The sequence below is a fragment of the Acinetobacter sp. SwsAc5 genome, from assembly GCF_013391485.1.
GTDB classification, from domain to species: Bacteria; Pseudomonadota; Gammaproteobacteria; order Pseudomonadales; family Moraxellaceae; genus Acinetobacter; species Acinetobacter towneri.
Window position 1 is genome coordinate 1 of sequence record NZ_JACAXD010000007.1, and the last position, 26,885, is coordinate 26,885.

Annotated in this window: 28 protein-coding genes, 1 other RNA gene and 1 pseudogene; 16 read left to right on the forward strand and 14 right to left on the reverse strand. The window is 41.2% G+C overall.

What is annotated here, in order from left to right; all coding sequences use genetic code 11:
- Positions 1-128: 128 nt before the first annotated feature.
- Positions 129-389: pseudogene (locus tag HYG89_RS05400) on the forward strand (diacylglycerol kinase); the annotation flags it as partial.
- Between the two features lie 56 nt (positions 390-445).
- Positions 446-1,159 (forward strand): phosphatase PAP2 family protein, encoded by a 714-nt coding sequence (locus tag HYG89_RS05405; RefSeq protein WP_178866525.1) that lies wholly within the window; start codon positions 446-448, stop codon positions 1,157-1,159.
- On the opposite strand, the gene HYG89_RS05410 is transcribed toward HYG89_RS05405, so the two are convergent.
- The 6 genes from HYG89_RS05410 to HYG89_RS05435 form a co-directional block, all read right to left on the reverse strand.
- Complete coding sequence (locus HYG89_RS05410; protein WP_178866527.1) at positions 1,140-2,450, reverse strand: HAMP domain-containing sensor histidine kinase; 1,311 nt, start codon at positions 2,448-2,450, stop codon at positions 1,140-1,142. The two genes, HYG89_RS05405 and HYG89_RS05410, sit on opposite strands and share 20 nt — an antisense overlap.
- On the reverse strand, positions 2,450-3,127 hold the full coding sequence (locus HYG89_RS05415) for a response regulator transcription factor (RefSeq protein WP_178866529.1): 678 nt from the start codon (positions 3,125-3,127) through the stop codon (positions 2,450-2,452). Before HYG89_RS05415 ends, HYG89_RS05410 begins: the two co-directional genes overlap by 1 nt.
- Entirely contained in the window at positions 3,120-4,841 is a 1,722-nt protein-coding gene (locus HYG89_RS05420) for a phosphoethanolamine transferase (protein ID WP_178866531.1), read from the reverse strand. The genes HYG89_RS05415 and HYG89_RS05420 overlap by 8 nt, the downstream gene beginning before the upstream one ends.
- A gap of 240 nt (positions 4,842-5,081) precedes the next feature.
- A complete protein-coding gene (locus HYG89_RS05425) occupies positions 5,082-5,783 on the reverse strand; it encodes a VIT family protein (RefSeq protein WP_096902719.1) in 702 nt (233 codons plus the stop codon).
- Between the two features lie 857 nt (positions 5,784-6,640).
- Positions 6,641-7,033: a Cu(I)-responsive transcriptional regulator gene (gene cueR / locus HYG89_RS05430; protein ID WP_004970532.1), complete on the reverse strand. Its 393-nt coding sequence runs from the start codon at positions 7,031-7,033 to the stop codon at positions 6,641-6,643.
- Positions 7,034-7,092: 59 nt separating this feature from the next.
- Positions 7,093-9,564 carry a heavy metal translocating P-type ATPase gene (locus tag HYG89_RS05435; RefSeq protein ID WP_178866533.1) on the reverse strand — a complete coding sequence of 824 codons (2,472 nt, stop codon included), beginning with the start codon at positions 9,562-9,564 and terminating at the stop codon, positions 7,093-7,095.
- Between the two features lie 149 nt (positions 9,565-9,713).
- Here HYG89_RS05435 and HYG89_RS05440 point away from each other — a divergent pair, with 149 nt between their 5' ends.
- The 6 genes from HYG89_RS05440 to HYG89_RS05465 all read left to right on the forward strand — a co-directional run bounded on the left by HYG89_RS05440 (position 9,714) and on the right by HYG89_RS05465 (position 13,851).
- Positions 9,714-9,908, forward strand: a complete 195-nt coding sequence (locus HYG89_RS05440; protein ID WP_004970528.1) for a heavy-metal-associated domain-containing protein — start codon at positions 9,714-9,716, stop codon at positions 9,906-9,908.
- A 504-nt stretch (positions 9,909-10,412) separates the two neighbouring features.
- Positions 10,413-11,414: a putative oxygenase MesX gene (locus HYG89_RS05445; protein WP_004970527.1), complete on the forward strand. Its 1,002-nt coding sequence runs from the start codon at positions 10,413-10,415 to the stop codon at positions 11,412-11,414.
- Positions 11,415-11,440: 26 nt separating this feature from the next.
- Entirely contained in the window at positions 11,441-12,469 is a 1,029-nt protein-coding gene (locus HYG89_RS05450) for a methionine synthase (RefSeq protein ID WP_004970525.1), read from the forward strand.
- Between the two features lie 122 nt (positions 12,470-12,591).
- Positions 12,592-13,086, forward strand: a complete 495-nt coding sequence (locus HYG89_RS05455) for a flavin reductase (protein WP_004970523.1) — start codon at positions 12,592-12,594, stop codon at positions 13,084-13,086.
- A 71-nt stretch (positions 13,087-13,157) separates the two neighbouring features.
- Positions 13,158-13,448 (forward strand): type II toxin-antitoxin system HigB family toxin, encoded by a 291-nt coding sequence (locus HYG89_RS05460; RefSeq protein ID WP_178866535.1) that lies wholly within the window; start codon positions 13,158-13,160, stop codon positions 13,446-13,448.
- Position 13,449: 1 nt separating this feature from the next.
- A complete protein-coding gene (locus HYG89_RS05465) occupies positions 13,450-13,851 on the forward strand; it encodes a type II toxin-antitoxin system HigA family antitoxin (protein ID WP_004970519.1) in 402 nt (133 codons plus the stop codon).
- 47 nt (positions 13,852-13,898) lie between these two features.
- Here the strand turns inward: HYG89_RS05465 and ssrS are convergent.
- From ssrS to HYG89_RS05480, 3 genes are all read right to left on the reverse strand, one after another.
- Positions 13,899-14,081: non-coding RNA, 6S RNA (gene ssrS, locus HYG89_RS05470), on the reverse strand.
- A gap of 110 nt (positions 14,082-14,191) precedes the next feature.
- Entirely contained in the window at positions 14,192-14,476 is a 285-nt protein-coding gene (locus tag HYG89_RS05475) for a cell division protein ZapA (protein WP_004970518.1), read from the reverse strand.
- Position 14,477: 1 nt separating this feature from the next.
- Positions 14,478-15,029, reverse strand: coding sequence for a hypothetical protein (locus HYG89_RS05480; RefSeq protein WP_178866537.1), 552 nt, complete (start codon positions 15,027-15,029; stop codon positions 14,478-14,480).
- A 64-nt stretch (positions 15,030-15,093) separates the two neighbouring features.
- Here HYG89_RS05480 and HYG89_RS05485 point away from each other — a divergent pair, with 64 nt between their 5' ends.
- Complete coding sequence (locus HYG89_RS05485) at positions 15,094-15,732, forward strand: UPF0149 family protein (protein WP_004970514.1); 639 nt, start codon at positions 15,094-15,096, stop codon at positions 15,730-15,732.
- 93 nt (positions 15,733-15,825) lie between these two features.
- Positions 15,826-17,160, forward strand: coding sequence for a Xaa-Pro aminopeptidase (gene pepP / locus HYG89_RS05490; protein WP_154320488.1), 1,335 nt, complete (start codon positions 15,826-15,828; stop codon positions 17,158-17,160).
- A 79-nt stretch (positions 17,161-17,239) separates the two neighbouring features.
- On the opposite strand, the gene HYG89_RS05495 is transcribed toward pepP, so the two are convergent.
- Together HYG89_RS05495 and HYG89_RS05500 are read right to left on the reverse strand one after the other, a co-directional pair.
- On the reverse strand, positions 17,240-17,533 hold the full coding sequence (locus HYG89_RS05495; protein ID WP_004970510.1) for a type II toxin-antitoxin system RelE/ParE family toxin: 294 nt from the start codon (positions 17,531-17,533) through the stop codon (positions 17,240-17,242).
- Positions 17,523-17,768: a type II toxin-antitoxin system RelB/DinJ family antitoxin gene (locus HYG89_RS05500; RefSeq protein WP_104852301.1), complete on the reverse strand. Its 246-nt coding sequence runs from the start codon at positions 17,766-17,768 to the stop codon at positions 17,523-17,525. Before HYG89_RS05500 ends, HYG89_RS05495 begins: the two co-directional genes overlap by 11 nt.
- Positions 17,769-18,140: 372 nt before the next feature.
- On the opposite strand from HYG89_RS05500, the gene ubiH reads away from it, so the two are divergent.
- From ubiH to HYG89_RS05515, 3 genes are all read left to right on the forward strand, one after another.
- The gene (ubiH, locus tag HYG89_RS05505; RefSeq protein ID WP_104852300.1) at positions 18,141-19,349 is read left to right on the forward strand and encodes a 2-octaprenyl-6-methoxyphenyl hydroxylase; all 1,209 of its coding nucleotides are present in this window, start codon (positions 18,141-18,143) and stop codon (positions 19,347-19,349) included.
- The gene (locus tag HYG89_RS05510) at positions 19,346-20,596 is read left to right on the forward strand and encodes an FAD-dependent monooxygenase (protein WP_178866539.1); all 1,251 of its coding nucleotides are present in this window, start codon (positions 19,346-19,348) and stop codon (positions 20,594-20,596) included. The genes ubiH and HYG89_RS05510 overlap by 4 nt, the downstream gene beginning before the upstream one ends.
- 176 nt (positions 20,597-20,772) lie before the next feature.
- Complete coding sequence (locus tag HYG89_RS05515; protein WP_004972644.1) at positions 20,773-21,021, forward strand: hypothetical protein; 249 nt, start codon at positions 20,773-20,775, stop codon at positions 21,019-21,021.
- Positions 21,022-21,212: 191 nt separating this feature from the next.
- Here HYG89_RS05515 and rsmI read toward each other — a convergent pair whose 3' ends face one another.
- Positions 21,213-22,055, reverse strand: a complete 843-nt coding sequence (gene rsmI, locus HYG89_RS05520; protein WP_178319212.1) for a 16S rRNA (cytidine(1402)-2'-O)-methyltransferase — start codon at positions 22,053-22,055, stop codon at positions 21,213-21,215.
- A 203-nt stretch (positions 22,056-22,258) separates the two neighbouring features.
- Between rsmI and HYG89_RS05525 the strand changes: the two genes are divergently transcribed.
- The 3 genes from HYG89_RS05525 (at position 22,259) to HYG89_RS05535 (ending at position 24,352) form a co-directional block, all read left to right on the forward strand.
- Positions 22,259-22,687 (forward strand): YraN family protein, encoded by a 429-nt coding sequence (locus HYG89_RS05525; RefSeq protein ID WP_004972647.1) that lies wholly within the window; start codon positions 22,259-22,261, stop codon positions 22,685-22,687.
- A 110-nt stretch (positions 22,688-22,797) separates the two neighbouring features.
- Complete coding sequence (locus HYG89_RS05530) at positions 22,798-23,475, forward strand: BON domain-containing protein (RefSeq protein WP_004972649.1); 678 nt, start codon at positions 22,798-22,800, stop codon at positions 23,473-23,475.
- The gene (locus HYG89_RS05535) at positions 23,465-24,352 is read left to right on the forward strand and encodes an alpha/beta hydrolase (protein WP_104852296.1); all 888 of its coding nucleotides are present in this window, start codon (positions 23,465-23,467) and stop codon (positions 24,350-24,352) included. The genes HYG89_RS05530 and HYG89_RS05535 overlap by 11 nt, the downstream gene beginning before the upstream one ends.
- Before the next feature lie 94 nt (positions 24,353-24,446).
- Here the strand turns inward: HYG89_RS05535 and nudC are convergent, their stop codons facing one another.
- Together nudC and HYG89_RS05545 are read right to left on the reverse strand one after the other, a co-directional pair.
- Positions 24,447-25,220, reverse strand: a complete 774-nt coding sequence (gene nudC, locus HYG89_RS05540; RefSeq protein WP_096902169.1) for an NAD(+) diphosphatase — start codon at positions 25,218-25,220, stop codon at positions 24,447-24,449.
- Positions 25,220-26,863, reverse strand: a complete 1,644-nt coding sequence (locus tag HYG89_RS05545; RefSeq protein WP_178866541.1) for a chemotaxis protein — start codon at positions 26,861-26,863, stop codon at positions 25,220-25,222. The genes nudC and HYG89_RS05545 overlap by 1 nt, the downstream gene beginning before the upstream one ends.
- Between the last annotated feature and the right edge of the window lie 22 nt (positions 26,864-26,885).

The following is a 26,885-nucleotide window of genomic DNA, read 5'->3' on the forward strand; positions in this document are numbered from 1 at the left end:
TTCGCAAGAGATGCGATGGATGTCTGATTATTTGTAGTCATAAATTTAAGTCCCCACTTGTTTCTAAGTGGGGACTAAATTAAGGCTTATAGGATGAATTCAGAAGGTGTGTTCAGCGGACGCTTACAATCATTCTGATTAATTTACTGCTGATCCCGCTCAGTTTTTTCATGCCTGTCAGTCGTGTTGAACAAGTGCTCATGATTGTGGTGTGTTTACTTGCCATCATTGTCGAACTGATTAACTCTGCTATTGAAGCCGTGGTCGATCGTGTTTCGATGGAGCAACACCCCTTGTCTAAAAATGCCAAAGATATGGGCAGTGCAGCGCAATTTGTTGCTTTGGCAATTATCACATTGACTTGGGGCGCATGCCTGATTCCTGCTTAATCCTTCAAAAAAGCATAAGACAGACTTTAAAATAGATAGTGAGTTGAGTAATCCTCATGCGGCATCAGCATTCAAAATTTTTACTTCTTCAAGCAATTTTACTCCTTCTGAGTTTGCTGATATTGCTCAATTTTTTTAGCGTTGCAGGCACGCTAGATTTACACCTAATTCAACCTTTTATAGATGCACATGCAGAATTTCCACTGCGACAAAATTGGGCATTGGCTGTATTAAATCATCGGTATGTCAAATATATCCTGATTGCGGTATATCTGAGTTATTTACTGGCTTGGTTGCTGTCTTTCAAATTTCAAAAATTACGTGCTCGTCGTTGGGAGTATGGCTATTTCTTTTGGATGGTGGTGATTTCGACCAGTGTGATTGCAATACTTAAATCACAGTCGGCACATGCTTGCCCGTGGGATATGAGCATTGCCACAGCGCATGGTGTTCGGCGGGATTTAAGTGCAACGGCAGGGCATTGTTTTCCAGGGGGGCATGCCTCAAGTGGTTTTGCTTTATTGGTAGGATATTTTGTTTATCGGGTTGCTCAACCTAAACGTGCTTATTTTTTCTTGATTGCGGCTTGCATTTTAGGCATGGGGATGGGCTGGGCGCAAATGATGCGCGGGGCACATTTTTTTAGTCATAATCTTTGGACAGGCTGGATTACTTGGTGTTTGAACGTAGTCGCTTATGCGTTCTTGGCGCATAAATTGCCACAATCAAAATCTAAATTAAAACCCGATCTTAACGCATCGGAAATTTAACCTGCACACATAAACCACCTAAACTGGCACTTTTAGAAAACTCTAAACTTGCACCTAAGCGTTGGGTGGCTTTATCTACAATAGATAAACCTAAACCGCTGCCAATTTCTGCATGGTTGTGAATACGGTAAAAACGCTGTCGAATTTGATTGAATAGTGCGGGGTCAATGCCTGCACCACTGTCTTCAATTTGCAAAATTGCATGTTGTTCTTGCTGAAAAATAGTCACATTGATCACGCCTTGTTTGGGCGTATATTTAATCGCATTATCAATTAAATTATAAATAATGGAATGCAAAGCAGAACTTTGCCCATGAATATTCAACTCTTGGCGTTGTTCGACACCTAAATCAATATCTTTTTGCAATGCCAATTGAATAAGTTGTTCCACACAGGCAATGGTCATTTGATTTAAAGATAGGGTTTGATCGTTTTCAATTAGACTATCTGAGGCATCTTGCTTGGCTAAGCTTAATAACTGATTGACCAAATGCTGTAAACGCAAAACCCCTTGGCTTAAATTATTGAGAGCATCACTATGTGGAAATTGCTGCAATAAAATTTGTACTTGTAAATTAAGTGCGGTGAGCGGGGTACGTAACTCATGTGCAGCATCGGCAACGAACTGGCGCTGTTCCTGCTGTGCGGCAGAAATTCGCGTAAATAACTGATTCATTTCCTGAATCGTGGGTGCAAGCTCGACAGGATAATCCAACATGTGAATCGGGCTGAGATCCTGCGCTTTACGACGTGCCAATTCGCTTTTAAAGTCATTGAGCGGTTGGAAATTATGACGAATGAGCCAACCCAAAGCCAAAAGGGCAAAGGGTAAAAATAGTGCGTAAGGAATAAACATATTTGCCGCTAACTCTAAAGCTAAATATTGGCGCACAGAGTTTTGCTGGCTAATTTGAATTTGTAGATTTTCCTGCGGCAAAATATAGGTATGCCACAGTCCAGATTCAGTTTGATGATTATAAAACCCTGGTTTTTCTACGGGTTGTAGCAACACACCTTGAGGGTGTAATTGTGGTGTTGCATCGGTATAAGACCAAATATCGACAAATAAGTCTTCTTCACTATATCTCTGATTTAAATTGATTTGGCTTTGTGTAGGTTCTGGATGGTTTGCTGCAATGCGTTCCGCCAAACTTTGCATTTGTGCATCTAAAATTTCATTCATTTCTTCTAGGGCAATTCGATACGCTGCAAATACCAAAACGCAGCCCAACATGACACTAAAGATAGAAACATAAACAATCAGACGTTTTTGCAAAGAGTAGGATTGCATTAAATTTGCCCTAAACGGTAGCCCAAACCACGAATGGTACGAATAAAGTCCTTGCCAAGTTTGGCGCGTAAATGGTGAATATAGACTTCAATGGTGTTGCTGCTGACTTCACTGTCAAAATCATATAATTTATCTTCTAAATTACTTTTAGAGAAAATTTTATTAGGGTGGCTGACCAAAGCCATTAAAATTGCCCATTCACGATTCGACAATTCGATATATTCACCTTTGAATTTTGCCAAATGTTGTTCGGTATCTAAGACTAAATCGCCATAACTTAAAATATGTGCGGTATCGTTTACAGGATTTTGTGCGCCGCTACGTCTGAGCAGGGCATAAATTCGCGCCAGTAATTCATCAAATTCATAGGGTTTAATTAAATAATCATCTGCACCCTGATTTAAACCATCCACCCGTTGTTGCAATTGATCACGCGCAGAAATAATCAGCACGGGCAATTGTGGATGTAACTGGCGAATGTTTTTTAATACCTGCATGCCGTCCATCATGGGTAAGCCTAAGTCCAGCAACACCAACTGGATATCTTGCTGCTGTAATTGCTTTAAGCCATCAATCCCGTTGTTCACCCAAGTAACATCAAATTGCTGTAACTTGAGCAAGGTTTGGGTCGATTCGGCAATCATAAAATCATCTTCAATGATTAATATTTTAGGCATGTGATGACTCGTGCTGCGGTTGAGTGGTAGATGGGGCAGAACATTGATTCAGCATATCATTTTTCGGATCAATCACTTGGCTTTTTACATCTAGTAAGCTCAATAAACTTGGGAAAAGATTGTCCTGACTCAATGCTGCTTGGCGTTGTGCTTTTAAGCAATTCACTTGCGCGGAATTTTGTTGTTGCCAAGCTTCTGAAAACCACATCAGCATCGGTACATGAGTTTGTTGAGTCGGTGCCATAGAATACGGTGCGCCGTGTAAATATAAACCATGCTCGCCTGTCGATTCACCATGATCAGATAAATACCAAAAACCAGTTTGATAGTGTTTTTGTTGCTCTAAAGTTTGAATCAACTGACTTAAAACATGGTCGGTATAGACAATCGAGTTGTCATAGGTATTGCGTAAGGCATCGGCACTGCAACCCTGAATCGCATTGCTGTTACACGTCGGTTGGAAGGGTTGATAAGCTACGGTTGAGCGTTTGAAATAAGCAGGTCCATGACTGCCCATTTGGTGCAAGATAATTAAATGTGAACGTCTGTCTTTCGGGTCAAGCTGAGCAAGATAAGCCTGTAAACTGTCCACTAAAATTTCATCTAAACATTCACCGCTAGCATCACACCATTTTTGTTTTAGCGCTGCAGGAATTTGATATTGCTGCACCCGATCACAAGCACCTTTACAGCCTGAATTGTTATCAATCCAAGTGACTTGATAACCAGCATGCTGGGCAATATCCAGTAATCCTTCACGGTGATTTGCCAGTTGTTCATCATAGTTTTGGCGTGGCATCCCCGAGAACATGCACGGCACAGAAACAGCCGTGGCTGTACCACATGAGCTGACTTGAGTGAAATTAATCACAGGCAGTTTGGACAGTTCAGGATTGGTGTTTTTTGCGTAGCCATTCAGTGAGAAGCTTTCGGCACGTGCAGTTTCACCAACCACCAACAGCATAATTTTGGGTGCTATGCCTGTTTGCGCACGTTGAATTAAATGTGCATCTTCACCATAGCGCAGCAGCGGCAAATTCTGTTTGGGTGCTTTCTTTTTATAATACGATAGACTAGAGGCAATCGCATTTTGTGGAGAAAGCATGCCTTTTAAATCACGATGCTCGCGGAAGATTGCAGCATAATCCACATAAAAACAGAACAATAAACCCAAAATCAGCACAATCGAAACTACACTGCCTAAAGTCTTTTGCAGTAATTGACGGGCAAAATGAGTCGGCTGAATTTTAACAGACCACACCAAGACCAATGGCAATAGTACAAACAGCACACTCCAAACCACTAAGCGTACAGACAAAAGATCACGTACTTCACGTACATCGGTTTGCAGCATATTTTGAATTTGGTCTGCGGTAATCACTACGCCCAAGCTATTAACAAAATAAGCGCTGAATCCACCGACTACAATCAAAATACTGGCTAATATTTTGGCATTCCAACGCCAGTTTAGCCATTGCAGCAACAGATGATACGCCGATACGATGACGATCACAGTTGCAATCAATAAGCCTATGGCTTTAATGCCCTGATAAGGTGTGAATTGTTGAATTTTCTCATAAAATCCATAGTTCAATACCAAGCCTAACCATAGGGCAAGCAGTAGATTGAAATAGAATAAAGAAATCGGTTTTTGCCAAAAGCGTAGTCGGGCAAAGATAGATGGAGCAAGTGGTGATTCGGGCTGCTTAGACATTGTCAATGATTCAAAAGACTTTAAGATGCTTTAGTTTAAAATTTGAAACTTAAAACTGACTTAAAATTGTGGGCTGAATCTGTTGTAGTTTTATTTGATTAACTTTGAAGATAGAAGTTTTAGAGATATAAACTTTGCATGGATAAGCTGTTCATTCATGTTATTTCTGAAGCTTGCCCTATCTCTGAACATATTTTTATCCAAAGATAGAGCAGATTTTTATACTGAGTTTTCTAGATTTTAAGCCACAGCGACATGGAACATTGAACCAATCCACGCACTGAATACCATGGCGACAATACCCCAGATCATGACACGCAATGCACCTTTCCACATACTTGCGCCACCGACATAGCTGGCAAGCGCACCCATAACCCCTAGACTGATTACACCGACCAACATCACGCCTTTGTCTAACAGATGTTCAGGTAAGAGTAAAATAGACACCAACGGGAATAATGAACCTACAGTAAATGCCAATGCCGATGAAAAAGCTGCCATAAATGGCTGCGCTGAGGTGTGTTCTAAAATACCAATTTCGTCACGGGCATGGGCATCTAGAGCATTGTGAGCAGTCAGTTGTATGGCAACTTGTTCTGCCAATTCGGCATCTAAACCACGAATCATATAAATATTGGTGAGTTCTTTTAGTTCATGCTCTGGATTGAGTTTTAATTCGCGTGCTTCCATCGCAAGGTCATTTTGTTCAATGTCTTGTTGAGATTTCACCGAAATATATTCACCTGCTGCCATAGAAGCAGCGCCCGAAATTAAGCCTGCAATACAGGTAATTAACAATGTTTGAGAAGATGCACCACTGGCTGCCATCCCCACGACCAAACTGGTCACAGAAATGATCCCATCGTTCGCACCCAATACTGCAGCACGTAACCATCCAGACCGTTCAATATAGTGTTTTTCGAGGTGGTAAGAATGTGGCATAGATCAAACTCTCTTGTTATTCAATTTTCGTTTATTGATGTGTGATATAGCATAAATCATTCTAAAAAATTTATCGTTTAAAAATGAGAGGTATTTCACAAAATAGATGAAGTCGTAATGTGGTTTTTGAGTTTGAGCTTGGAGTTTTTTATAAAATTTCCTTAAATTTCAACCTTTAAATGCCTTAAAAAATGATCAATAGCTTGTAAGATGATAAAAGAGATTGATTCAATCAGGCTTGCAAGTAAATAGGAAATATCGTGATGTCTTTTCAGAATATTGTCGTACCTGTAGTGAGCGAAGTCAGTCTAAAAACCATTCATCGGTTGGGTGCAGGGTAAAGTATGCCTAAATTATCTCGTGACTTAGTATCGCCAGACGTATTTGACTTAAAGTCATTTATTTCTCCTCGCATTAGGGGTAGATGTCGCACTTGCAGAAGTCATACGTGGACACGGTACAATTTATGATGCAGAAGTCTGTGATGCTGCGGTTCGTTTAATTAATGAAAAAGGGTATGAATTACCGCGCTAAAATATGCGTAATGAATAGTGCTAAAACTTGATTGTTGTGCAGTTTATCGGAGAGATTCTTAAAAAGTGTTAAATTTATCTCGTAAATTATATAGAATGCTCACTAATTCAAATTGTGTTTATATATAATACGCTCCCATAAAGTAACAGATATTCCAAGTTTCCCCCCACACTTCCCCAAAGTGTGAGTTTTTTTATGCTATGTATTAAAAAGATAGGGATGTAGATTTCCTAAGTTAAATTTAAGCTGACAGATACAACAATGGTTTCTAACAAGTGGATAACTGTCAGGTCTTGTTTGAATGGGGGAAGCTTAATTCCAAATCACTTCCCCAATTCAATATCTTTCAAAATCACACAATCTGCCTGTTCATCGCCAGAGCAATGATCTGCAGAGCTTTGCAACCAGTTCGCCATTTCCTGTAATTGCGTAATCTTCTGTTTTAAGGTTTCAATATGTTTAAGCGTGAGTTGCTTCACTTCTGCACTTTGTCGGTCAGCATTTTTCCATAAACCTAGCAATTCTTTCATTTGCTCAGAAGAAAACCCCAAATCCCGTGCATGCTTAATAAAAGACAAAGTTTTTAAATCTTGCTCAGAATAAATCCGATAACCCGAAGCAGAGCGTTTGGCGGTATCCAGTAAACCAATTTGCTCATAATAACGAATCATTTTGCTGGAAATACCCGATAGCTTAGAGGCTTGACCAATATTCATGTGACTTCTCTCATAAAAAGGGCGTAGAGCAATCTTCTAAACCCTTTTGTATGTTGCATTTAAATCTGTGCTGCTTGGAAATATTTTAAACGGAGCGCATTACCCAATACAAACACTGAAGATAATGCCATCGCGCCCGCAGCAAAAATAGGCGAGAGCAAAATACCTGCAAACGGGTATAGCACGCCTGCAGCAATTGGAATCAAGGCAATATTATAAATAAATGCCCAAAACAGATTTTGACGAATATTGCGGATAGTGGCTTTACTCAAAGCAATTGCATTGGGCACACCTTGTAAATTGCCCGACATCAATACAACTTCGGCTGCTTCAATCGCAACATCTGTACCTGTACCAATCGCAATTCCAACATCGGCTTGTGCCAAAGCAGGGGCATCATTAATACCATCACCCACAAAAGCCACACGTCCAAATTGCTGTTGTAATTCACGTACAACATCGACCTTGCCTTCAGGTAAAACCTCGGCCACCACATGATCAATCTGTAAACGTGCAGCAATTGCCTGAGCCGTATGTCGGTTATCTCCCGTAATCATCGCCACTTTTAAACCCAGTTGATGCAACGCTGCAATAGCAGCAAAAGTCGTGTCTTTAATTGGGTCTGCAACGGCAACAATGGCTGCCAGTTGTTGATCAATCGCCATATAAATTGGTGTTTTGCCTTCTTGTCCTAAACGTGCAGCTTCTGCATTAAAAGCGCTAACATCTAGCCCAATTTGTTGCATATAACGGTCTGCACCAATCTGAATACGTTGACCATTCACCAGTGCTTCAATACCTGAACCTGTAATGCTGTCAAATTCGGTAACAGGCAGTAAACTGACTTGCTTTTCTGTTGCAGCTTGCACAATCGCCAATGCAATGGGATGCTCAGATTTCGCTTCTACCGATGCCAAAAGTGCAAAGACCTGATCTGCATCAAAACCCGATTGCACATGAAAATCGGTTAATGTTGGTTTGCCTTCGGTGAGCGTTCCTGTTTTATCCACCGCGACCACTTTAACATCTTGCAAAAGCTGCAAAGCTTCGCCTTTACGAAACAGCACGCCCATTTCTGCGCCACGACCTGTTCCCACCATAATTGAAGTCGGTGTGGCTAAACCCATCGCACATGGGCAGGCAATAATTAGAACAGCGACTGCATTGACTAAACCAAAGGTTAGGGTAGGTTCTGGGCCAAAAATAAACCACACAATAAAAGTAAGTGCAGCCAATAACATCACGGCAGGTACAAACCACATGGTCACTTTATCCACCAAGGCTTGAATAGGTAATTTAGAGCCTTGCGCTTGTTCGACCATACGAATAATTTGCGCCAACACCGAAGCTTCACCAATGGCAGTAGCACGAATATTTAGTGTGCCATTTTGGTTGATGGTACCGCCTACAACTTGATTGCCCACTTGTTTTGCCACAGGAACAGGTTCACCTGTAATCATCGATTCATCTATATAACTATGACCTTCGACTACTTCACCATCTACAGGAATACGTTCACCCGGGCGGATTTCGACAATGGTATTGGAAATGACTTCTGCCACAGGTACTTCAATGATTTGACCATCTCGATGAATACGCGCAGTTTTGGCTTGCATACCAATTAAATGCTGAATGGCTTGTGAAGTGCGACCTTTGGCTTTGGCTTCGAAATAGCGCCCTAGCAAAATTAAACTGACAATCACTGCCGCAGCTTCATAATAAACATGCACTGTGCCTTCTGGTAAAAGCTGTGGCATAAATGTCGCTACCAATGAAAAACTGTATGCAGCCAAAGTTCCCACAGCCACCAAAGAGTTCATATCAGGCGCAAAACGTAACAGCGCTGGAATCCCTTTTTGATAAAAACGACGTCCTGGTAACAGCAGCACCAATGTGGTTAAAGCAAATTGAATCAACCAACTTTGTTGTTGCCCAATATTGTGCATCACCCACATGTGAAAGGCGGGAATCATGTGTGAGCCCATTTCCAGAATAAATACAGGCAAGGCTAAAATCAGTGAAATTACTAAATCACGTTTCAGTTGTTGCTGTTCCAGATTCTTTTTATCGTGTTGTTCGTTAGAGTCGTGTTGCAGCAGTTTGGCGTCATAACCTGCTTTTTGAATCGCTCGAATCAGGTCTTGGCTAGAAACTGTGGCATTCGGTTGAATCCATGCGCGTTCAGTCGCCAAATTGACATTGGCTTGTTCTACACCAGACACTTTCTTTAAGGCTTTTTCGACACGTGCTACACACGAGGCACAGGTCATGCCATCAATAGACAGTTCTATTGGTTGAATGGCAGCTACATCAAAACCTGCACGTTGCACTGCCTTAATGAGCAGTGCACGGTCTAAAGGTTGCGATGCGTGAATCAGTGCTTTTTCTGTTGCAAGATTCACTTCAGCTTTTTCTACACCATCGACTTTTTTTAAGGCTTTTTCGACACGCCCGACACATGAGGCACAGGTCATGCCTTCTATAGACAAAGTTTCCTGATAGGGAGAGGCATTTGGGTGTTTTGCGTCCATGGTCGTCTCTATAATTTGGAGGATGTGTTTAGCATATAGATTGACACGATGGTAAGGTCAAGTAAATTTTAGCCCAAAATAGGCTTGACCTTGCCAGCATAGTAAGCTTTAAACTACAGTTCAACAAAGGCAGAAGTGTGGAGTTCGCAATGAAACTATTGATTGAAAATATGACTTGTGGCGGTTGTGCACGTGGTGTCACGGCAACCATTCAAGATGTTGATCCTGCTGCAAAAGTTGAAGTCGATTTAGCGACTAAAATTGTGACTGTGGAAAGCACTGCAACAGTAGATCAAATTACCGCTGCATTGGCAGAAGATGATTTTCCTGCACAAGTTCAATAAAACTGCATCATCTAAGAAGCTCCAATGTGTGAGCTTATCGTAAGGTCAATTGGTCAACTGACGAATTGACCTATTTTTTTGCCTGCCGATTTTTTTCTCGTTGTTTTTTGATGTGACCAACTGAATACATTTTGATCACGAAGATGCTAAACCAAGCCAATCAGAAGCTGAGATTTTCTAACTTCAAGCTGAGTTTCATTCATTCAGGGCTGAAATCTACTGAATGAACTATGTGCTGTCCTCTAAAATATACTCTTCAATATTTATCGGAATAAAAATATTTTTTGGTTTTAACTTGTTGTTATTGAAATATTTATTTTAATTTTTAAATTTAAGGGATAACAGAAAAACCATCATTTTTAGATATTTTGCTGCATATTTTAAATTAAGGTGAATAAAATTCACTTTGGACTGAGGTTAAATCATTTTTATTCACTTTGTCGTTCCAGTATAAATACCCTCATTCAGAAATTTTAACTTTTTAAATTTGGGTAGTAGATCATCATGACAAAGCCATTCACCTGTTCAATTAAACGTATTCGTTTTGACGAAAACTATGAACCTGCTAACAACACGCGTTTAACCACCAATTTTGCAAATTTGGCGCGTGGTGAAAGCCGTCAGGAAAATTTACGCAGAACTTTAGCGATGATCAATAATCGTTTTAACTCGCTGGCATCTTGCGATAACCCAAAAGGTGATCGTTATTCGCTTGAAATCGACATTATTTCTGCAGAAATTGATATTGAAGGAAATGGCAAAACTTTTCCATTCATTGAAATGCTAAAAAGTACGATCACAGATCATCAAACAAATGAACGTATTGAAGGCATGATTGGCAACAGTTTTTCATCGTATGTTCGTGATTATGATTTTAGTGTGGTCTTGCCAGCATTAGGCTGCAAAGTAAATGAAAAGCCTGAAAGTTTTGGTGATTTACATGGCAAGCTTTATCAGCATTTGGTCAGTTCAGCAGTGTTCCAAGCTGAGTTTCAAAAACAACCTGTGATTTGCCTGAGCGTATCAACCACAAAAACTTATTATCGTACGACCAATGTGCATCCTGTCTTAGGCACAGAATATAAAAATGATGAATATTCACGTACCGATGACTACTTTGAAAAAATGGGTTTAACTGTGCGTTACTTCAAACCTGAAAATAGCAATGCACCGCTTGCGTTCTATTTTTCTGGTGATTTACTGCGTGATTACACAGATTTTGAGTTGATCAGTGCCATCAGTACTATGGAAAGTTTCCAGAAAATTTATCGTCCTGAAATTTATAACACCAACTCACCTGCAGGCGAGGTCTATCAGCCAAGTTTGAATTATCAGGATTATTCATTAACCCAAGTTGTATATGACCGTGTTGAGCGAGGTCAGTTGGCAGTCAAGCAGGGCAAATGGACTGAAGAAAACTTTATCAAGCCTTATCAAGATATTCTTGAACAATGGGCTGCCAAGTTCGTGCCGCTGCATGCTGCCAATCAAGAACGTGTTGCTTAACTTAAAATACAGATAGAAGATTCAAAATGGCTATTTTATTACCGACCTCAACGGCTGGCAGCTTACCTAAACCTTCGTGGCTCGCAGAACCTGAAAAGCTTTGGTCAGCGTGGAAATTAACAGGGCAAGAATTACTGGACGCAAAACAAGATGCGCTGCGTCTATCACTGCATGAACAACAGCAAGCAGAGATTGATATTGTGAGTGATGGGGAGCAAACCCGTCAGCATTTTGTCACCACCTTTATTGAACACCTTGAAGGTGTCGATTTTGAAAAACGTGAAACAGTCAAAATTCGTGATCGTTATGATGCCAGTGTCCCTTCTGTGGTGGGTGCAGTTTCTAGGCAAAAACCAGTCTTTGTTGAAGATGCCAAATTCCTGCGTTCACTGACAGATCAACCCATCAAATGGGCGTTGCCTGGTCCTATGACCATGATTGATACTTTATACGATGCGCACTACAAGAGCCGTGAAAAACTGGCGTGGGAATTTGCCAAAATCCTGAATCAGGAAGCGCGTGAACTTGAAGCAGCAGGCGTGGATATCATCCAGTTTGATGAACCTGCGTTTAATGTGTTTTTTGATGAGGTGAATGACTGGGGCGTGGCAACATTAGAGCGCGCGTTAGAAGGTTTGAAATGTGAAACAGCCGTGCATATTTGCTATGGCTATGGCATTAAAGCCAATACCGATTGGAAAAAAACACTCGGCTCAGAATGGCGTCAATACGAAGCAGTTTTCCCAAAACTACAGCAGTCTAATTTGGATATTATCTCACTGGAATGTCACAACTCACGTGTTCCGATGGATTTGCTTGAACTTATCCGTGGTAAAAAGGTGATGGTGGGTGCGATTGATGTCGCAACGAATACGATTGAAACAGCCGATGAAGTTGCAGATACATTGCGCAAAGCATTGCAATTTGTCGATGCTGACAAGTTGTACCCATCGACTAACTGTGGAATGGCACCATTGAGTCGTCAGGTTGCACGAGGCAAGTTACAGGCTTTGGCTGCTGGTACGAAGATTATTCGCCAAGAATTATCTAGTTAAGCGTTCGATCAGGCGAAGTGAATTCAAGCCAAGTGAATTTAAGTTAAGTGAATCAGGGATGCTTTTTCAGGCAAAAAGCATCCTTTGAACTTTCTAAAAAAGTTGAGTGTTGGAATACGGTGATGGTTAAAGCAACAGACTTCAAAAATGCAATGTCTTTCTTATCAAGTGCAGTCAATGTAGTGACGACAATGGGAGATGCAGGACGTCATGGTTTTACTGCATCTGCGGTATGTAGCGTGACAGATACACCGCCAACATTATTGGTGTGTATGAATAAATCATCGCGTTCACATCTCAGTTTTTTAGAGAATAAAGTGCTGTGTGTGAATGTGCTAAATGCAGAACAAGAACATCTTTCCAATGCATTTGCCTCATCAAAATTGAGTTCCGATGAGCGTTTTAAGCAGGCTGAATGGGCTGCTTTAGAAACGGGCGCTCCTATATTAAAAAATGCATTGGTCAGCTTTGATTGTGAAATTTCGCAAATTCAAGAAGTGGGGACGCATACTATTTTTATTTGCCCAATAGTTGCCATTCAAAAAAATCAACAAGATCAGGCGTTGGTTTATTTTAATCGTCACTATCATCAAGTTGGTGAAACTGAGTTTGTTTAATTCGCTATAAAATATTGCAATATGCGATAATCAGTTTATACTTGATTTATAGCAAAATGCGATAAAATATTATGCATGTGATCACCCACGCTAGAATTATAGAGGCAATGCACAAGTGGCCACAGGCTGAAACAGCACTCGATGGTTGGTATCGAATTATTAAGGCAAATGATCCGAAAGACTTTGCCGAAATGAAGCAGTTATTTCCAGCAGTTGATAAAGTTGGAAAGTTTCATGTATTCGATATTGGTGGGAATAAGATTCGACTTATTGCTGTTGTGATGTATCAGGCAAAGCGTGTGTATATTCGTCATGTGTTATCCCATAAAGAATATAACAAAGGTCATTGGAAGGAGGATTAGTATGAACGCAATGATTAAACAGGCTGTAGATCACTGGCACTACGTTGCTCCTTTGCTGAGTAAACCAGAAAATGAAAAAGATTTTCATGCACTTGTCGAGGCTTTAGATGAGCTTTTAGATATTGTTGGTGATGATGAAACGCATCCTTTAATGGGGCTGATTCATCAACTCGGTGACTTGGTTTCTGTTTATGAAAATGAACACCTGCCTATTCCTCATGGAGATGGTCGTGCTGCTTTAGCTTTTTTGATGGCGCAACATGGATTAGGTCAATCTGACTTGGCAGAGGTTGCAACTCAATCTGTGATTTCGGAGATTTTAAGCGGCAAACGCCAGTTGAATATTCGTCATATTAAAGCGCTGTCTGAGCGGTTTAAGGTTTCTGCTGATACATTTTTCTAAACGATTTTATATTTTTTAGACATTTTATTTTTAGATATTTAAAAATAAATAGCTCCGAAGATGCCGCTGCATGTCGTTACCCTGAACCCGAAAAAGTTCAAGGCGGACGCGACGCATACTTGCTGGGTTTCCCATACGAGATGGGCATACGCTCTAAATATGCAGAACACAATCCTAAGATTTAAGTATCGGCAGGGATATAGACTCGCTGGCGAACACCTCAGAGTTAGAATTAGTATAACCCATCTCAGTTGCTTGGCAACTCATGTTCACGAATTAACTGTAAAGATAGAGCTTGTTTGCATAGCCTTTATGCAAACTTAAGTCAAAAAAACGACACTTAAGTAAGGGCTTCAACTTCTTGCAAAATGGTGCTGAGTAAACGCTCACAATGCTCATAATGCTGCAAAGATTTATTCATAGAAAGAACCTCTTGCATCAACTCTAAAGCCACCACAATAATCAGTTTGCTCGGTTCCATATTGGGCGCTTTACGACGAAACTCATCATAGCGTTCATTCAATAATTGTGCTGCACGCTCTAAATCTTCTCTTTTTTCTTCAGTTGTGGCTAAACGGAAACTATGTCCTAAAACACGTAAATCAATTGGAATTTGAACTGACATATTAACCTTCCTCGCTCACTTCGGCAGGATGGGCAAGTTGTTGAATTTCTTGCGCATGATGATCTTGAGCTGTACCTAAAATTGCAAGACGCTGAATAATAGCTTCAACTTTGGCTTTGGCATGCTCATTTTTTTGTAACAATCTTTCACGTTCTTGTTTGAGTGTCTGAATTTCATGCTGATTCATACGCTGATCATTCAGCATTTTTTCTTTCAGAATGCGTAATTCATTGCGCTCAGCCAAAATTTCCTGAAAGCGGTTTTTCAAATCAGTACAGCTTTTTTCCAAACGACTGTAACGATCTGCCAATGCTGTCGCATCTTGATTTAACTGCTGTAATTGCGCTTGCGTGCTGCTTAATTGCTCAGTCAGATTCTCAATTTCATCTTGCTTGGCAGTAATGATGCCGTTTCTTTGAACAATTTGAGCATGATGCTGTTCCTCAGCAGTTTGCTTGGCTGTGCTGAGGGCGGCATTTTCACTTTCATAATGATTAATTCGTGTTTTTAAAACACCAATATACGCTTGTAGACGCTGTAATTCTTCTAACATATCGTGGTCGCACAGTATTGCAAACAAAGGTAATATATACGAAGTATAGAGATTGGATAAACGAATGCAAGACGATATTTCAGGTTGGTCGGAATGGTTCCGCAATTTTTCTAACATTGAAGAAATTTCAAGCCCAAGTGAGTTACATGGCTTGCTGACAGGTATAGTTTGTGTGACAAATGCACCAACTGAAACCGAGTGGCAGCAGATTTTAGAAACCCTCAATGTGCCAGAATTAGAGCCAGCCGCACTGTCACTTTTAACCGATGAATCGGAAGATGTCGCACATGCTTTGTCTGAAGATGAGTTAGATTATCTGCCGTTATTGCCAGATGATGAACATCTTTTACAAGAACGTGTGCAAGCTTTGGCAGATTGGTGTGCAGGCGTTGTGCTTGGTTTTGGTTTGGCTTCTGGGCATATTCGTTCAGATGAAATCGAACTGATTGAGCATTTACAAGATGTTGCTGCGGTTGAATTTGAAGATTCAGACAATGACGAAGAAGGCGAAGAAAGCTATCAGGAATTGTATGAATTTGTACGTTTGATTCCTGTGAGTTTATCTGTTGGGCGTAAAAAAGTACCAGTAGAAGAAAGCTCTTTATTGCAAAACTTACATGCTAAGTCGCGTCAACAAACTGCACAAACCACACAAAACGCAAGTGCTGTTGTTGAAATGTTTACGCCACACCGTCCGAGTTAATCGGGCGTTGTGTGCCTAAGTATGTCGGTGTAAGGTGCTTTAAGTCATTACAACAATCATATTTTCATCATTTTATATATGTAGACCGTATTTATGAAAAAACTGACTCAAGTCGAATTTAAAGAACGTCGTGATCAACTTGCAGAACTGATGGGGCCCAATAGTGTCGCAATTATTGCAACCAGTCCTGTGGCAATGCGTAATCGTGATGCAGATTATAAATATCGTGCCGACAGCAGTTTTTTCTATTTAACAGGTTTTGCTGAACCTGAAGCAGTTGCGGTGATTGAAACCTATGAATCAATTGATGAAGGTTATACCTACACGTTGTTCTGCCGTGAACGTAACCGTGAAATGGAAATCTGGAATGGTTATCGCGCAGGTTTAGAAGGTGCAATTGAGCTGTTTGAGGCAGATGAGTCTTTTGCAATTGCGCAATTAGATGCAGAAATCATCGCCAAAATTGTCAATAAAGACACGTTGTACTATCGCTTGGGGCATCAGACTGAATTTGATGTACGTGTTGCGGCATGGAACCAACAAGCTGATGCACAACATCGTCAAGGCAATACTGCACCTGCCAAAATTGTTCAGTTAGATCGTTTGCTGGATGAAATGCGTTTGCATAAAACTGAGTCTGAATTGGAACTGATGCAAATTGCTTCAAATATTAGTGCAGAAGCACATACTCGTGCCATGCAAACAGTAAAAGCAGGCATGATGGAATATGAGCTAGAAGCTGAACTGAATTATATTTTTGGTAAAAATGGCTGCGTACCTGCCTATAACAGTATTGTCGGTGGTGGTGAAAATGCCTGCATTTTGCATTATGTCGAAAATGACAAAGTGCTTAAAGATGGCGATTTAGTCCTGATTGATGCAGCCTGTGAATATCAGTGCTATGCCTCAGATATTACCCGTACTTTTCCCGTGAATGGTCAATTCAGTCCAGAACAAAAAGCACTGTATAACATTGTATTGGATGCGCAAATTGCAGCAATTGAAGCTGTACAAATTGGTAACTCCTATAAAGAACCACACCATGTTGCGGTGCGTATTTTGGTGCAAGGTTTGCTTGATCTAGGCATTATGCAGGGCAATTTAGAAGAAATTATTGCTTCGGAAAGTTATCGCCAGTTTTATATGCACGGTACAGGGCATTGGTTGGGCATGGATGTGCATGATGTCGGCAGCTATAAACACGGTGAAGACTGGCGTGTTTATGAAGAAGGTATGGTGGTGACCGTTGAACCGGGTCTATACATTGCACCCGATGATGAAACGGTAGATGCTAAATGGCGTGGTATAGGTATCCGTATTGAAGATGATATTGTTGCGACTGCGAACGGGCCATTGAATCTGACTTCAAAAGTGGTGAAAACCGTAGAAGAGATTGAAGCATTGATGGCAAAAGCTAAATCTGCTTAATTGGGTCTAATCAAAGCTGGTCAAGTGATCAGCTTTTTTATTAGAAAGCGCGTGTAAATTTTGAGTATGTAAATAATTTTTAGTCTTTGATCCGCTTTTTTGCTTCATCATAAACAATGTTATCAGCACGCTTTCCAACGGTAATGAGCAAAATAACGACCTGATCATCTTTGACCTGATAAATAAGTCGGACACCCGCTTTTAATAATTTGATTTTATAGCAGCCAGCAAGATCACCTTTAAGCATGTTCTTTGGAATATGTGGCTGCTCAATGACTTTGGCTAATTTTTTCTTGAATTGGTCGCGGATAGCACTCGGAAGCTTTTCCCATTCTGCAGTGAAGTCCTTGTGACGTAAAAGATTATAAGTCATCTAATGTGACTTCCTCGAACATCTCTTTAGGATCATTCATGCGTTTACGGACAAGTGCCAATAGTTCAGCATCTTCTTCTGAAAGCAGCGCTTTGTGTACTGGAAGCTTTCCAGTCGTTGCCACATATTCAAGAATATTGGTAAAGAAATCGGTAGGTGAGATACCTTGTTCTTTAAGGATTGAATAAGATTTTTCTTTAAGGGCTTCATCGACCCTGAAATTAACAGTAGCCATCACTTCTCTCAGTTATTGAATGTATGGAAATATTGTAATGCAATATGCATTACAAAGATAGTTTGTATAATAACCATTATGTGAGATCATTTTTATCGTTGAGCTTATTCTAAAGTCAATCATCAGCCATCAATAATACTAAGTATTGAATTTATCTTCTCTTGTGTCATACATGGCTCGGAGCAAGAAGATGAGGGACTAATAATTATAGTTTGAATTGGACATTTGCAAGAAGTCTAATCATCTTCCATAGCTTCAACACTAATTCATTATAAAAATAAATGACTTTGCGGTAAGATAAAATCCATTACAGATTATACGTATTTCGATTGAATCTTTTGAAGTCGAATACCTCATAAAAAGGATCAAGGCATGCAACAAGAAGTGATCATTGTAGGCGGTGGTATGGTCGGGCTAAGCTTAGCCTTGATGTTGGCTAAGTCAAACATTGCAGTAAAGTTGCTAGAAGCGATTCAATACCCCAATTATGACGATGCTAACCTTGCGCCGTATCATTCCAGTTTTGATGCACGTAATAGTGCCTTGTCGCGTCGCAGCGTACAAATTTACCAAGAGCTAGGTTTATGGGATGCCTTGCAAGAACATGCTACGCCTATTTTAGAAGTTCAAATTACCGAACAAGGTAGTTTTGGCAAGGCACGTTTATTGGCCGAACAAGAAAAAGTCGAAAGCTTTGGTCAGGTGATTGAAAATGCATGGTTAGGTCGGGTGTTACTGACCGAAGTGCGTAAACAACCTTTGATTGAATTGATTGATGGTGTGCAGGTCACCAGTCTTAAACAAGATGCAGATTTTGCCTATATTGAAGCGGTACGTGGTCAGGAACAATTACAGCTTGCTGCCAAACTACTGATTGCTGCCGATGGTCGTGATTCTTTCTGCCGTAAAGCCTTGGGCATTGGTGCATCGGAACATGATTATGACCAAGTAGCGATTGTGACCACAGTGCAAACCTCCAAGCCGCATGCGCATGTGGGTTTTGAGCGTTTTAGTCACTTAGGGCCTTTGGCGTTGCTGCCCCTGCCAGGTGAATATCGCCGTTCTGTGGTGTGGCCTGTGCCAAAAGGTACAGAACATGAATGGATTGGTGATGAAAATGATCAACACTTTTTAAATGCCTTGCAACAAGCCTATGGTGACCGTGCAGGGAAGTTTGAAAAAACAGGACGTCGTTTTAGTTTTCCATTGTCACAAGTTCTGGCAGAAAAACAGGCGGTTGGTCGCGTTGTACTGATGGGTAATGCAGCGCATACCATTCACCCAGTCGCAGGGCAGGGCTTTAACTTGTGTATGCGAGATGCTTACGTATTATTGCGTTATCTCACCGAACAGGCGGCACAGTCAGCAGATTTAGGCGATGCTGCAATGCTGCGTGACTATGAACAATCGCGTTTGAAAGATCAACAGCGAGTCATTAAATTCTGTGACAGCGTGGTACGTGGATTTAGCAATCAAAACCCAATCCTGAAATTTATGCGTAATACAGGCTTAGTCGCGTTTGATACCATTCCAGGCATTAAACCTTTGGTCGCCAATTATGCCATGGGGTTAAAAGCATGATCACAGCAAATCAACAAACGCAAGTGTTAGATGTCGTCATTATTGGTGGCGGCTTGGTGGGAGGCTTAACTGCACTTTTATTGGCACAAGGGGGTGTGCAGGCTACAGTTTTAGATGCCGCACCTATTTTAGATGCAGAGAAAACCCTTGCAGTTGCCAATCCGCGTGTATTGGCTTTAAGTCAGGCCACCATCCACCTGTTAAAAACAGTCAATGTCTGGTCTAAACTGGCGCGACATATGCCGTATAGCGGCATGCAGGTTTGGAATAAAAATGGCTATGGCGAAATTAACTTTGGGGCAAGTAACGAACGTACACCCGCTATTGAGCAGGCTCTGGGTTCAATGGTCGAGCCAAGCATTTTAAATCTAGCGATTCAGCAGCAAATGTTGCAACAAGTGCAAGATTATCGAACGCAAGTCAAAGTGACCCGTTTAGAGCGTGGTGTTGGCGTTTGGCACATTTATTTGGCCGATGGTACACAATTACAGACTAAGCTAGTCATTGGCGCAGATGGTGCTAACTCCTTTGTGCGCGAACAAGCCTTTATTGATTTTGATGTGTTGGATTATCGTCAGGCAGGTCTAACCTGTGCAATTCGTACTGCGCAGCCGCATCAGCATGTTGCACGTCAAATTTTCTTAGAAACTGGTCCTTTGGCCTATTTACCGATGGCAAGTTTACACGCCGAGCAGGAAGGGCATTGGCAGTCGATTGTTTGGACTTTGCCTGATGATTATGCCGAAGAATATGCCAAACTGAATGATGAAGACTTTACCCAACTTTTGACTCGTGAAAGTCATCACATGCTCGGGGAAGTCTTAGAGGCAACCCCACGTGCTATTTTCCCACTGAAAGCACGTGCAGCGCAGCGTTATGTGCAAGATGGTTTGGCACTTATTGGTGATGCCGCGCATGTAATTCATCCGCTTGCAGGGCAGGGCGTGAATATTGGTTGTCTGGATGCAGCCGTACTGTGCGATGTGTTGTTGCATGATTTCAAACGTGGTGTTTGGGCGCATGAGCAAACTTTAAAGCGTTACGAGCATCGTCGTAAAGGACAAAATGATGCCATGATGCATAGTATGTCTGCGATTGGCTGGATGGAAACCACCACTTTATTCCCTGTGGTGTGGGCACGTAACTTTGGTTTAAAACAGGTGGAGCAGCTGCCTGCGTTAAAAGATGCCTTTATGTCACAAGCCAGTGGATTAAGCCTGCTTAAAGACACACGCTACGCGGTTTAAAGCAAAACAGTCGTTTTTTGTACGGTCATACATACCTGATTACGAATTTGGTTAAAAAAGATACGTTTTTTTTAATCTAGACTCTATGCGAAAGGCCAAGAGATTGCTAAATTTCATCGTAATTCATAACCAGTTTTCACTTGGACTAAATTGAAGTCATTTGTGGGGAGATTAAGATGACGGACATGAACGATTACGATGATGTAGAAGATTCAACTGTAGACGAAGATGAAGCGAAAGCGGCTGAAAAAGGTGCAGCAGAATCAGAAGAAGGTGCTGTAGATGGTGATCTTGCAGAAGCAGAAACTCTCACTGTAACTGCCAAACTAAAACAGCGTCAGGCATTGGAAGATGAAGTGGCTGCATTCTTGGCGCGTGGCGGAAAAATTACCGAAGTGCCACCAGATGAGTCTGCGCGCGACTAATCTGTTGAACGTGCTTGCTGAACTTGTTGATTGAATTTATTCGTTGAACTGTTGAGTGAGTTAGGGCGGGATGCTTACTATGCAGGCTGCTCTAATGTTCATCACCTCAAGATAAAAAAGCATCACCTTGTATAAAGGGTGATGCTTTTTTTATGCGCGATGATCGTCATCACTGTTATTGCTCAATCGGCTTATTCAGCTGCTTGGCTTAATTCCAACGCACGTTGATAGGCAATTTTCTTTTTAATCCCTGTTAGATCAGCCGCCAATTGTGATGCTGCTTTTACCGATAAATCTTGCAACAAACGCTGCAATAATTGATCTAATTTTTCTTGTTCCATGTCTTTTTCTTCGCTCGCTCCCCCCACCACCAATACAATTTCACCTTTTTGTTGATGATGATCTGCTGCGATAAATTCAGCCAATTCACCTAAAGTCATTTTTTTAATGGTTTCAAAGGTTTTGGTGATTTCACGGGCAAAGCCAACAGGGCGATCTGCACCAAACACGGCAGCCATATCTTTGACTGAATCTAAAATTCGATGTGGTGCTTCATAAAAAATCAGGGTTTGGGTTTCATCTTTTAGCTTTTCAAGTTGTTGTAATCGCTGTGACTGTTTAGAAGCGAGAAATCCCTGAAAACTAAAGCGATCACTTGGTAAGCCAACCGCACTGAGCGCTGCAATGGCTGCACATGCACCCGGCACAGGAATCACACGAATACCATTGGCTTGTGCTGCACGAACCAGTTTAAAACCTGGGTCGCTAATCAGTGGTGTACCTGCATCGCTAATGAGCGCCATGTCTTCGCCATTGAGTAATTTTTGGACTAAAATATCAATCTTGTTGCTTTCGTTGTGTTCATGGCAGGCTGTAAGCGGAGTTGAAATATTAAAATGTTTCATTAATTGTGCAGAGGTGCGGGTATCTTCAGCGGCAATTAGGCTGACCGATTTGAGCACATCAATTGCACGGTAGCTCATATCATCTAAGTGACCAATTGGGGTAGCAACAACAAATAACTGGGCACTCATTGAGTTTTCTCCGTGGGAAATAGCAAACTAAAATAAAAATGATGGAACACGAAACAACAGCAGTATTGGCTTGCGTCTGATACAAGTTACAGACCAAGCGCTTATTCTACCTGAATTGCAGTCTGACGTGTGAAACTCGCGTCATCGCACTTCAGCGAATACTACGATTGCGCACCATAACAAAATAAAAAATTGGATATAGCATGAATCAAAAAACACTGCAGCAAAGTATCGGCACATGGGCAGAGCAGACGGCTTGGCAATATTTACATCAACACGGTTGGCGTATGCTGGAGCAGAATTATCACAGTGTTTTTGGTGAAATAGATGGTATTTTTATTCAAGCAGAACAACTGATTTTTGTAGAAGTTAAAGCGCGTTCGCAAACTGGCTATGGCAAAGCCTACGAAGTGGTGTCTGCATCTAAGCAGCGTAAAATTATGAAAACCGCCATGCAGTTTTTAACAGAATATCCACACTATTCAGAATATTATTGTCGTTTTGATGTGATTTGCTTTGATTTTTCTCAGCAATTTGCAAAAACAGTACAGCAAGACTTTTCCAAATTCCCGTATGATTTGCAATGGATTGAAAATGCTTTTACTTTTGATGCAGACTTGATTAATCTTTGAGTGAAATTTAAAGCAAAAGCATCAGTCGGTGTATTGTTGATCGTGCAAATCTAAGGATGAAATGCACAGCACAAGCCAGAATTGAAAGAAAATAATAGGAGTCTTGCTGAGTGTTCAAGCGTATTGCAGTGACCTTGCTGTGTGTAGCAAGTTTATCGGGTTGTGCAAGTTTTATTTCAAGTGGCACAGGCACTGCGCCAGTGGGTACAGAAAGTGGTGCACGCTCACTTGGGCAAGTGTTTATAGATAACTCTATTGAACGTACTGCAAAAATTAATTTATATAAACTGGATTCACGTTTTAAACAATCACGTGTCAATATAGAAAGTTTTCATGGCAATGTGTTGTTGACAGGGCAAGTGCCTGACGCGCATTTAAAACAGTTGGCAGAAGACAATGTGCGTGCCATGAGTGATGTAAAAACCATCCACAATTATATTACAGTGGGTAATCAAATCAGCTATAGCACCATTATGCAGGACACCACGGTTACTGCAAATACCCGTGGTTTGATTATGAAAGCACCTGTGGTGTCAGACAGCAAAGTGCGTATTCATACCGAAGATGGTGTGTTGTATGTGATGGGACGTTTAAACAATGCAGAATTGCAGGATTTAAACCAAGTGCTACAACAAGTGGGCAATGTCACTAAAATTATTACCCTGATTGATAATATTGAGCTACAACCGAGCAACAATGCGAACTTTGTCAGCCCAATGGTTGCTCCAGAAACACAAACGCCAGTCGCGATTGACCCAGATCAGGTTGAACCGACACATGTTCAATAATGTGGAACACTGGTTTAAACAACTGAATAAAACTTTAGAACAGGCGAAACGTATTTATGAAGAATTTCGCCTGTATAGTTTGGGCAGCTATGCGCTGAACCGTTTAACCCCACGTCAGGGTTATACCGTTCAAAGCAATATTGCTTATGGTTTACGTGCGCGACATCGTCTGGATTTGTACCGCACTACAACACCACGCCCGCAGTGTCCACTCATGGTGTTTGTGCATGGTGGGGCATGGTCACGTGGCGATAAGCAGGATTATCGTTTTGTGGGCGAAGCTTTTGCAAAAGAAGGCTTTGATGTTGCGGTGATGAACTATCAACTCGCGCCACAGCATATTTTTCCCACCTATATTGATGATTTAACTCTTGCACTGAATTACTTGACTCAGCAGCAACACAAACTGGGTATTTCTACGGCACAGGTGGTATTGATGGGACATTCGGCTGGGGCATTTAATGTGATGTCCTTGTTGTACCATCCCCAGCCCTATGCTTTAAGCTGTAAAGATCACATTCGTGCGATTATTGGTTTGGCAGGGCCTTATCATTTTGATTATAAGGATGATCCGCTATGTGCCGATGCCTTTGATCAAGAGGTGCCGTATCAGGATGTGATGCCGTATTATTTTGTGGAGCCGAATTCAGTCAAACACTATTTATTGGTGGCAGAAAAAGATCAAATTGTGGGGGCAAGTAATGCCACAGACTTCGACCACGTATTAAAGAAATATGGCAATCATAGTGAAATTATTGTCATTCCAAAAACAGGGCATGTCAGTGTTATGGCTTCGGTGTCGAGTTTGTTTAGTCGTTTCTTTGCGACCAAACGCCAAATTATGCGTGCTTTAGATCAGGCACTTAAAGATGCGTGATGTTGATTGATCTTCTGTGGAAAATGATAATTAAAAAAACCGTTGCAGCTTATGGGGTGCAACGGTTTTTTAAATGCAAGATTGCGAATTAGACTTATAGCCAAGCTTTGGTGTCATCTGCCACAGGCGTGCCTTGGGTCACATGCATAATCATGGCATGGGCGATACTGCCTTTAAATGGAATATCAGGCAGTTGATCAAACTTAAAGAACTGTGCATCACGAATTTCTTCTTCCTGTAACTGAATTTCACCGCCTGCATATTCAGCTTTAAAGGCGATCATTAAGTTACTTGGAAAAGGCCACGGCTGGCTGGCAAGATACTGAATATTTTTAAGTTGTACGCCAACTTCTTCAAAAGTTTCACGACGTACTGCTTCTTCGAGTGTTTCACCCACTTCAACAAAGCCTGCGATTAAACCGTAAATGGGCAGTTTATTGCGTGCATTACGCGCCAATAAGACTTCATCTTCACCACGAGTAATCACGGTAATGACACATGGATTTACGCGCGGATATTGGTGATAGCCACAAGCAGGGCAGACCATGGCATATTGAGTCGCATGGACTTCGGTTTTATGACCGCAATGGCTGCAGAATTTATGATTGCGACGCCATTCGAGTAACTGAATGGCACGGCTAGCTTGTTCAAACTGTTGGGTGTTCCAGACTTGTAAAAGTTGTCGGATTGGAACCAGTTGAAAGCCTTCAGGGATAGATTCATCTTCAAGTAGATCTCGGGCAATCACTTGATCACCCGAGCTAAAACTTAAATCACTTGCCAACTTTTCCACACGTGGTAATTGGAAGTTTTCATCGACCAAAAGTTGTTGTTGCTGAAAAATATATGCAAGTGAGAGTTCAGTCATTAGGCTACAGTTTTCAATTTTTCACTATTGTCCAATGCTACCTTAAACATGCTTTGCAGAACAGGTTGTTTGTTCTTTAAATTGTCAATCAGCATATCTGCACTGGCAAGCGTATCTAAGATATTGTTGACCTGTTCAGCTGTTAAGTTTTGCCCTGCTTCAACTTGTGCATGCACAAAATCTGCAGATACTTTCAGTGCTTTTTGACCACTTTCAGCATTCAAGAACAACATTGCCCCTGCAACTTCACGAATTTGCGCTGAAGTATGCTCTAAATCTGCAACACTTTGAGTTTGTAGGTGCTGTGTCAGTGTTTGCGTGATTAAGTCAATCAGTAACTTGGTTTCAGTCAGCAAGGCTTCGTGTGCTTCATCTAAACGATCTAGCGAAATGTTCATGTTATTCACACGTAACTGCAAACGGCTAGAGGTGTGGTGACGTTCAAGCACACCGATTGAGTTCATGGCCGATAAAATCACGTTCATTAATTGCTGGGCAAAGTTTTCATCTTTGAGTAATTCAGGACGGCTTAATGATTCAGCTTGGCGTTGTAAATCCAAATGCGCTTCATTTAAGTTCAAGACTTTAAACAAGTTTGCTAACTCTGTTAATTTGCCTTGTAATTCCAGCGTTTTTTCAGGACTCATGTTTTGATAGTTGTATTCAATATCATTGCGAATTTGTGTCATTTCTGTGGTGACCAAATCGCTAATGGTATGCATGGTGTCAAAATCTGGACCATATAAATGACGGCTGAATACTTGGAGCTGCATGTCGGTGAGTAAGTCTTCACCAATATTCATTTGACTGCGAATATGTTGAGAAATTTCATCTTCTTGACTAATACACAGGCTCAACACATTCGCAAGATCAGACAAGCTGGCGGTAAAGCTTTCTGGCGTAGCAAAGTATTGACGCATATTGTGCTCAATACTAATAAAAGTACGCAAACGTGGCTCATTCAACAACAAGTTATCAATATGGTTAAAGGCAACGTGTACTAAGCCCCAATATTGCTGACTCGGATGTTGTTCTGCCAAACCTGCCAAATACGTTCCTACCAGTTTAATCGCTTGAAGATCCATGGCAGATTCTTCTTGCTTGAGCAGCTTATGTAATGACAGTTTATATAAGCGATGCACATAAGCCGACTTTTCTAAAGAAGGCACTTGCGGCAATTGGAAACTTGGAGTGATGCAGTCCAATAAAGTTTCAATATGCTGACCTTCCTGAGTCAATGGTTTACCCAATGCCAATTCTAAACGGTTTAAAGTGTCGAGTAGGAATTGTGGAATTTTAACTTCACGTAGGCAAATAAACTCAATATAACGCTTGAGCATGGTGGTGCCTTCGCTAAGTGCAATGACTTCCAGCGTGTTGATATTGCTTGGATTCCCCATAATTTTACGCATCAGCTCTGCTGAGTATTGCGCAATTTTTGCCAAGCTTTCCATATCAATTAAGGCTAAAACCTGAGCACACTGTTCAAACTGATTCAGTGCATCATCAATCCCAAAAGGCAAAGTTTGATCTTCTGCTAAGGTGCTTACTGCGGATTCAACCAGTTTGATAGAATTATCAACCTCATTTTTTATTATCAGTAAGGCAGTTGGATCAAAATGTATAGAGGTTTGGTAAGACATGGATCTGCACCTTTCCTAGTGT